The organism is Kitasatospora arboriphila, from assembly GCF_039528095.1.
GTDB lineage: Bacteria > Actinomycetota > Actinomycetes > Streptomycetales > Streptomycetaceae > Kitasatospora > Kitasatospora arboriphila.
On record NZ_BAAALD010000186.1, the window covers coordinates 1 to 4,933 of the forward strand.

General features: G+C 77.3%; 3 protein-coding genes and 2 pseudogenes. 4 read left to right on the forward strand and 1 reads right to left on the reverse strand.

What is annotated here, in order from left to right; genetic code table 11:
• Nucleotides 1-67: 67 nt before the first annotated feature.
• Nucleotides 68-1,243 (forward strand): molybdopterin molybdotransferase MoeA, encoded by a 1,176-nt coding sequence (locus ABD353_RS39075; RefSeq protein ID WP_344628486.1) that lies wholly within the window; start codon nucleotides 68-70, stop codon nucleotides 1,241-1,243.
• 20 nt (nucleotides 1,244-1,263) lie between these two features.
• On the opposite strand, the gene ABD353_RS39080 is transcribed toward ABD353_RS39075, so the two are convergent.
• Nucleotides 1,264-2,364, reverse strand: a complete 1,101-nt coding sequence (locus ABD353_RS39080) for a potassium channel family protein (RefSeq protein WP_425555349.1) — start codon at nucleotides 2,362-2,364, stop codon at nucleotides 1,264-1,266.
• A gap of 180 nt (nucleotides 2,365-2,544) precedes the next feature.
• Here ABD353_RS39080 and ABD353_RS39085 point away from each other — a divergent pair.
• The 3 genes and pseudogenes from ABD353_RS39085 to ABD353_RS39095 all read left to right on the forward strand — a co-directional run.
• A pseudogene (locus ABD353_RS39085) lies at nucleotides 2,545-3,199 on the forward strand (potassium channel family protein); the annotation flags it as partial.
• Between the two features lie 62 nt (nucleotides 3,200-3,261).
• Entirely contained in the window at nucleotides 3,262-4,242 is a 981-nt protein-coding gene (locus ABD353_RS39090) for an NAD(P)H-quinone oxidoreductase (protein ID WP_344628485.1), read from the forward strand.
• Nucleotides 4,243-4,379: 137 nt separating this feature from the next.
• Nucleotides 4,380-4,933: pseudogene (locus ABD353_RS39095) on the forward strand (hypothetical protein); the annotation flags it as partial.

The window sequence follows — 4,933 nt, forward strand, 5'->3', positions numbered from 1 at the left end:
CCGCCCTCGCCGAACGGTGGGCCGCGCAGCACCCGCCGGAGCAGGCGTGACCGGCGCCCTCGCCGACGTGGACCACCCGCGCACCGGGCCGCCGGTGCACGACCGCCCCTGGCCCCAGGCCCGGCGGACGGCCCGGCTGGCCGCGGCCGCGCCGCTGCCCGCCGAGCAGGTCCGGCTCGCCGCAGCGCTCGGCCGCACCCTGGCCGAACCGCTCGCGGCGGTGACCGACCTGCCCGGCTTCGACACCTCCGCCATGGACGGCTGGGCCGTCGCCGGGCCGGGACCCTGGCGGCCGGCCGGCCGGCTGCTCGCCGGCGCCGCGCCCGCCCCGCTGTCCGACGGCACCGCCGTCGAGATCGCCACCGGCGCGCAGCTGCCGCCCGGCGCCACCGGTGTGCTCCGCCGCGAGCACGGCCGGACGGTCCGGGGGTTGCTGCACGGCGAGGTCGGGCCCGGCCAGGACGTCCGCCCGCGCGGTCAGGAGTGCCGCCGCGGCGAGACCCTGCTGCCCGCCGGCACCCGGGTCACCGCGCCGGTGCTCGGCCTGGCGGCCGCGGCCGGCCACGACGTCCTGGTGGTGCGCCGCCGGCCGACCGTCGAACTGCTGCTGCTCGGCGACGAACTGCTCGACTCCGGGGTGCCCGGCCCGGGCCTCGTCCGGGACGCCCTCGGGCCGCTGCTGCCGCCCTGGCTCGCCGCCGCCGGCGCCGAGCAGATCGGCGTGCGCGGGGTCGGCGACGACCGGGACCTGCTGCGGGAGGCCCTGCGGCACTCGCCCGCCGACGTGGTGGTGACCACCGGCGGTACGGCGGCCGGCCCGGCCGACTTCCTGCACGCCGCGCTGGCCGAGGCCGGTGCCCGGCTGCTGGTCGACGGCGTCGCCGTCCGGCCGGGGCACCCGATGCTGCTCGCCGCGCTGCCCGGCGGACGGCACCTGGTCGGCCTGCCCGGCAACCCGCTGGCCGCCGCCGCGGGCGCGCTGACCCTGGCCCTGCCGCTGCTGGACGCGCTGGCCGGCCGCGCCGAGCCGCCGATCCGGACGGAGAGCGCGGCGGTCGACCTGCCGGGCAACCCGGAGGACACCCGGCTGGTGCCGGTGGTGCGGACCGCCGACGGGCTGGTGCCGCTGCGCTTCGACGGACCGGCCATGCTGCGCGGCCTGGCGCTCGCCGAGGCGGTGGCCGTGGTGCCGCCCGGCGGTGTCCCGGCGGGCGGCCGGGCGGAGGTGCTGGAGCTGCCCTGACGCCCGCGGCCCGTGCTGCGTCAGGCGTGGCGGGGGGCGTCCCGGATGACGATCAGCCGATCGGTGGGCTGCAGCACGGCGGCCTCCTCGTCGGTGAAGTTCAGCAGCCGCCGGCCGCGGACGACCGCCAGGACGAGGTCGGCGCTCTCCCGCGGGGAGCGGCCCGCCTCCTCGGCGGTGACCGCCCGCTCGGTGACGTCGAGGCCGGTGCCGTGGGTGAGCAGGTCCTCCATGACGGCGCCCGCGTGCGGGCTGAGGATCGACATGCCGAGCAGCCGGCCCGCCGAACTGGAGCTGGTGACCACCACGTCCGCACCGCTCTGCCGCAGCAGCGGCGCGTTCTCGTCCTCCCGCACGGCCGCCACCACGGTGGCGGCCCGGTTGAGCTGGCGGGCGGTCAGGGTGATCAGCACCGCGGTGTCGTCCCGCTCCGGCGCCACCACCACCCGTGCGGCCCGGGGCAGTTCGGCGCGGAGCAGGGTGTCGGTGCGGGTGGCGTCGCCGACCACCCCGGCCAGCCCGTCCAGGGTGGCCTGCTCGACCGTGCGCGGCTGCGGGTCGACGACCACGATCGAGTCGCGGTCGATGCCCTGGCCGAGCAGTGCGCCGACCGCGCTGCGGCCCTTGGTGCCGTACCCGATCACCACCGTGTGGTCCTTGACGGTGGAGCGCCAGCGCCCGATCCGCCACTGCTGGCGGGTGCGTTCGGTGAGCACCTCCAGGGTCGTGCCGACCAGGATGATCAGGAACAGCACGCGCAGCGGGGTGATCACGAAGATGTTGGTCAGTCGGGCGCTGTCGCTGACCGGGGTGATGTCGCCGTAGCCGGTGGTGGAGAGGGTGACGGTGGCGTAGTACGCGGCGTCCAGCAGGTCCAGCGGGCCGCCCGCGTTGTCGTGGTACCCGTCCCGGTCCAGCCAGACGACCAGCGTGGTGGCGAGCAGGACGGAGAGTGCCAGCAGCAGTCGCCGGGCGACCTGGCGGAACGGCGGCGGGGGAGTCCGGGTCGGCAGGAAGACCCGGCCGCCGGCCACCTCGGTCTCACGGGTGCGGGGGGCGCGGGTGGCGCGCAGCCGGGAGAGTCTGCCGTCGGGGCCGGGGGCCCGGGTGCCGTGGGTCACGGGCACCAGCATGGCGGGGCGGCGCCCCGCCGGGCCACCGCCGCGCGGGGGCGGTTCCGTGCGGGGACGTGGAGGGAAGGTGCCGGTCACGAAGGTGGCCGGCGGGTCCGGCCGGTGCGGCCGCGGCGGCGGTATCGTCGCCTGCGGCGGCCCCGGTCGGTGCCGTCCTCGGTCGGCAGCCGCTGGAGGTCCGGTGCGGGAGCACACCGTCGTCGTCGGCTACGGCACCAAGGGCCGCAGCGCGGTCACCGCGCTGCTGGGCCAGGGGCTGCGCAAGGAGTCGATCGTGGTCGTCGACCCGCAGCGCAAGGCGATCGACCAGGCGGGCCGGGACGGCCTGACCGCGGTGCTGGGGGACGCGACCCGTTCGGACACCCTGATGCGGGCCGAACTGCCGCGCGCCGAGAAGGTGGTGATCGCCCCGGCCCGGGACGACACCGCCGTCCTGGTGGCGCTGACCGCGCGTCAGCTCAACCCCACGGCGGTGCTGGTGGCGGCCGTGCGGGAGGACGAGAACGCGCCGCTGCTGCGGCAGAGCGGTGCGGACGTGGTGGTCACCAGCTCCAGTTCGGCGGGCCGGCTGCTCGGCATGTCGATCCTCAGCCCGCACGCCGGCGCCGTCATGGAGGACCTGCTGACGGTCGGCTCCGGGCTGGACCTCGTCGAGCGGCCGGTGACCAGGGCCGAGGCGGGCCGCTCCCCGCGGGAGTGCGCGGACCTGGTGGTGTCGGTGGTCCGCGGCCGCCGACTGCTGAACTTCACCGACCCGGAGGCCGCGGTGCTGCAGCTCACCGACCGGATCATCACCGTCCGACGGGGCGTCAACCTCGGCTGAGGGCGGGCACCGTCGGCGGGCCGACCGCGGGCGGTGCCGGAGCCGCGGCTAGCGTGGCGGCCATGCGAGCCATCACCATTCCCCAGCCGGGCGGACCCGAGGTGCTGACCTGGGCCGAGGTGCCCGATCCGGAGCCCGCCGAGGGCGAGGTCCTGATCGAGGTCGCCGCCACCGCCGTCAACCGCGCGGACCTGCTGCAGCGGCAGGGCTTCTACGACCCGCCGCCCGGGTCCTCCCGGTACCCGGGCCTGGAGTGCGCCGGCCGGATCGCCGCGCTGGGCGCGGGCGTGGCCGGCTGGGCGGTCGGCGACGAGGTCTGTGCGCTGCTCACCGGCGGCGGGTACGCGGAGCGGGTCGCGGTGCCGGTGGGGCAGCTGCTGCCGGTGCCGAAGGGGCTGTCCACCACGGAGGCGGCGGCGCTGCCGGAGGTCGCCTGCACGGTCTGGTCGAACGTCTTCATGGTGGCCCACCTGCGTCCGGGCGAGACCGTGCTGGTGCACGGCGGGGCGAGCGGCATCGGCACCATGGCGATCCAGCTGGCCAAGGCGGTGGGCGCCCGGGTGGCGGTCACCGCGGGCAGCGCGCAGAAGCTGGCGCGCTGCGCGGAGCTGGGCGCCGACCTCGGCATCGACTACCGGGAGGAGGACTTCACGGCGGCCGTCCGGGAGTTCACCGGCGGGGCGGGGGCGGACGTGATCCTCGACATCATGGGCGCCAAGTACCTGCAGCGGAACGTGGACGCGCTGGCCGTGAACGGGCGGCTGGTGATCATCGGCCTGCAGGGCGGGGCCAAGGCGGAGCTCGACCTGAACACCCTGCTGCGCAAGCGGGCCGCGATCGCGGCGACCAACCTGCGCGGCCGGCCGGTCGCGGAGAAGGCGGCCATCGTCGCCGCCGTCCGCGAGCACGTGTGGCCGCTGGTGGAGTCCGGGGTGGTGCGGCCGGTGGTGGACCGGGTGCTGCCCGTCGAGGAGGCCGCCGCCGCCCACCGCTCGGTCGAGCGGAGCGAGCACGTCGGCAAGGTGGTGCTCCGGCTGCGCTGACCGTGGCACCGGCCAGGGCGGACACGGGGAGTGAGCGTACGAAATGCCCGTTTTGTCGGAATGTGTGAGGCTGGTCCGGAGCTGTCCCGCCGCCGACCGCGTCCCGCCGCGGCCGGCCGTCGGAAGGACTTCCCGCCGTGGCTGCACTTCCGTACGCGTTCCGTGCTCTCTCCTCCGCGCTCCCCACCGGCTGCCGCCGGGTCGCGTTCGCCGGCGCGGGCCTCGTCCTTCCGGTCCTGCTCGCCCTGCCCGCCGCAGCCGACGACACCGAGGCCTCCGCGGCGGCCGGCCAGGTCGAGGCGGCCGTCCAACAGGCCGTCCGGCAGGCCGTCTCCGCCCTGCCGGAGGTGCCGGCGCCCGCAGCCGCGCTGCCCTCGTCCCAGGGGGGTTCCGGCATGTCCGGACTCCCCGTCAGGCCGCCGGCGCACTCGCCGGCGTCCGTGCCCGAACCGACCGCGCCGGCCGCCCCCGCCACGACGGCCGGGGCGCCCGGATCCACTGCGGGCACCTCCACGGGCCCGGGCGGCCCCACGGCCGACGGCCACACCGGGAGCCAGCCGGGCCCGGCCCAGGGCTCTCCGGACACCCACGGCCAGGAGACCGCCCAGGCCGCCGAGGAGGAGGACGAGGACGACTGCGCCGACGCAGAGCACCTTGGCGTTCTTCAGCCGCTTCTGCCCGTCCATGCCCA